The sequence below is a fragment of the Acidimicrobiales bacterium genome, assembly GCA_035512495.1.
In the GTDB taxonomy this organism is placed as follows: Bacteria; Actinomycetota; Acidimicrobiia; order Acidimicrobiales; family CADCSY01; genus DATKDW01.
Window position 1 is genome coordinate 1 of record DATKDW010000038.1, and the last position, 2,885, is coordinate 2,885.

The window sequence follows — 2,885 nt, forward strand, 5'->3', positions numbered from 1 at the left end:
CCCTGCCACTTGCGACCGGTCGGGAAGCCGCCACCGCCTCGGCCCCGCAACCCCGAGGCGAGCACCTCGTCGATGGTCGCGGCCGGGCCGATCTCCTGGGCACGTGCGACGCCCGCCCCGCCGACGTCGGTGGCCAGGTAGGCCTCCAGCGACTCGACCGGTTCGGTGGGGAGCAGGAACGCGGGCATGGTCGTGGCCTACTCCGCCGGCCCACGCGCGGCAACCAATCGGGCGCTGCGTCCCGTTGGGGCGATGCGGCGGGGGAGGCGTAGCCTGGGACTCCCCACGGGGACGTAGCTCAGTTGGCTAGAGCACCTGCTTTGCAAGCAGGGGGTCGTGGGTTCGATTCCCATCGTCTCCACCAGCCAGACAAGCCCAGGTCAGAGGCCCAAAGTGGCCGGAGCTCATGACGTGGCACGATGCGCAGCGTGGGGATGACGCGCCGAACGGCTCTCTTCTCGTTCGCCGGGGTCATCGTGATCGGGCTCTTCGTCGCCGGCAATGTCGGACGATCGTTGAGGGTTGACCTGACGCTCGACCGGTCCTGGTACGAGAGGGGTGAACCCGTCGAGTTCGCGCTGACCGTGTGCTCGAACAGCGTGCTCCCGATGACCACCGACGACGGCAAGCCGTCGTGGCGCATCCTCGACTCCGAGGGTGACGTCGTGGCCGACAGCAGCCACTACGTCTTCACCCTCGAACTGAAGAATCTGACCTGGGGGCCTCGATCCTGCCGGACGGGCGTGGGCGAGACCTGGGACCAGCGCGTGTGGAACCAACCGACGGCGTTCCCCGACGATCTGGAGATCGGTGGCGTTCCGGTCCGCGGCGATGCGGTCGAGCCAGGCACCTACCGCCTCGAGGTGAAGTGGGGATGGCTGGATCCCGTCTCGATGACCTTCGACATCCGACCCTGACTGTCGTGCGGCGACGTCAGCGTCCGCCGGGTTCACCACGCGAAAGTGCTGGCCGGGACCGGCAGGAGGACCCGGGCGGCGCGTCGAAGTTGCCCTCCGAGCAAGCGAGGAGTTCTCGGACGCGGTCGCCGGGGTGGCGACGGTCTGGCTGGCGGGCGCCACGGGCGTGCTGCGGCTGGAGGGCGACTCGCACTGACAAGGGTGTCCACATCGGAGCAGGAGTGGGGTCATGCAGATGAAGAGCGGATCGGTTTCGAGGCGACGCCGCCTGTGGGGCGCAGCTGCACTGGCGGCGGTCCTGCCGGCCGGTCTCGTCGCACAGCAGGTCTTCGCCGACCTGGCATCGACCGGGCCCGAGCCCGAGACCGAGAAGGCCTTGGCCGCCGCGGCCTTGGCGCCCGCTCCGGACCCTGCGCTGGCGGCCGCACCGGTGATCAGCGCACCCGCCGGCGTCGAGCACGTGGCGAACGTGCCGGGCATGACCGGCGGCCACTCGGTGGTGGAGGGCGACCGTCTCTACGTCGGCGCCTACGGCTTCGGGATGCGCATCTTCGACATCAGCAACCCGGCCGCGCCCACGCAGGTCGGCCAGTACGTGCCCGGCCCGCAGTCACCGACCGATCCAGGTGCCCGCGCCGACGCCGTCCCTGACGCCGCCGTGTTCGACGGCCGCCACATCGTGGCCCTCGGTGGTACCCGACGAGCGGCTTCCACCACCCAGACCGAGTTCCTCGACGTCTCCGACCCGGCGGCGCCCAAGCTGCTGTGGCGCTTCACTGGCGCCGCCGACGGCGAGGCCCACAACAGCGACATCGTCGACGAGCGCCGGCTGTGGCTTCCGTCGGGTGGCTCCGGCGAGAACGGCCTGCGCATCTACGACCTCGAGCCCCTCCTCGGCGAGGCGCCGGCTGCTCCGGCGAACCTCGCCCGCTTCGACCCGGTGGCGCTGTGGGAGACCTCGCCACACCGGGGCGAGCGTGAGGTGGGCCCGAAGTTCACCCACATCCACGACGTCGAGGTGTACACCGACCGGCGGGTCCTCCTGCCCGAGGACCAGTGGGAGGTGCCCAAGGGTCGCGACCGCGTCCGGAGCAGCGGCAAGGGTCGACCCGACTCGCCGGGAGGCACCCCGCAGCCCACCTACGCCGAGCGCGACATCGCCCTGCTGGCCGAGGGCGGCAACTACCTGGGCGCGGGCAACACCGGCAGCGTCTTCGTTGTCGACATCACCGACCCGGCCGCGCCCGTGGTGCTGAACCGCTGGCGGCACCCCCACGCCGAGGGCCACCACCCGATCCGGTACTTCCACGAGGTCCAGTTCCTCGACGGCGACCCGAGCGTCATGATCGTGACCGACGAGGACCTCCACAACGGGTGTGACGCCGGTGGTGTGACGATCCTGCGGGTGTCCGACGACCTCACCGAGGCGACCGAGCTGTCGGAGTGGTTCATCGGCGCCGGCACGCCCGCCCCGGTGTGCTCGGTGCACGTGTTCAGCACCCACGGCAACCACATGTTCATCGGCTCCTACAACGCCGGTCTCCAGGTGGTCGACCTCAGCGACCCCGCCAACCCGACGAAGGCCGCCGAGCTGATCATGCCCGGCGCCAACTCGTGGGGCGCGCTGTGGCACCAGGGCTACGTCTACGTGGGCGACTTCGGGGCCCGCGGCCTCGACGTGTTCCGGTTCTCCGGGGGGTCCTGAGCACCACCAGCGGCCGCCCGAGGCGCGACGCCGTCCGACCACCGGTCGCGATGCAGTTGACGACCGTGGGCCGAGCTCGACGCGGTCTGACGTCGGCTCAGCGTCGCCAGCGGCGTCGCCGTCCGGTGAGCGCCCGCCACGCCCCGGTCGACCACAGCGCCCACGCCACGAGGACCGGCTGGAAGAGGAGGCGGATGAGCCGCGCCCGGTCGGAGTCGAGCCCGAAGGCGTCGTTGCCCTCCACGTACTGGGCGATGTTGCCC

General features: G+C 70.9%; 3 protein-coding genes and 1 tRNA gene. 3 read left to right on the top strand and 1 reads right to left on the bottom strand.

The window, feature by feature from the left end; translation table 11 throughout:
* A partial coding sequence (locus tag VMN58_04575; protein HUF32469.1) for a hypothetical protein occupies window positions 1-188 on the bottom strand: 188 nt, incomplete at its 3' end.
* A 99-nt stretch (window positions 189-287) separates the two neighbouring features.
* On the opposite strand from VMN58_04575, the gene VMN58_04580 reads away from it, so the two are divergent.
* The 3 genes from VMN58_04580 (at window position 288) to VMN58_04590 (ending at window position 2,622) form a co-directional block, all read left to right on the top strand.
* Window positions 288-364 (top strand) — tRNA-Ala (locus VMN58_04580).
* Window positions 365-434: 70 nt separating this feature from the next.
* Window positions 435-917 carry a hypothetical protein gene (locus VMN58_04585; protein ID HUF32470.1) on the top strand — a complete coding sequence of 161 codons (483 nt, stop codon included), beginning with the start codon at window positions 435-437 and terminating at the stop codon, window positions 915-917.
* 229 nt (window positions 918-1,146) lie between these two features.
* Window positions 1,147-2,622: a hypothetical protein gene (locus VMN58_04590; GenBank protein HUF32471.1), complete on the top strand. Its 1,476-nt coding sequence runs from the start codon at window positions 1,147-1,149 to the stop codon at window positions 2,620-2,622.
* Window positions 2,623-2,885: the final 263 nt, after the last annotated feature.

What these genes read in the sequence shown, in the direction of transcription:
- VMN58_04585 (HUF32470.1), top strand. Translation starts at nt 435, where the DNA reads ATGACGCGCCGAACGGCTCTCTTCTCGTTCGCCGGGGTCATCGTGATC.
- VMN58_04590 (HUF32471.1), top strand. Translation starts at nt 1,147, where the DNA reads ATGCAGATGAAGAGCGGATCGGTTTCGAGGCGACGCCGCCTGTGGGGC.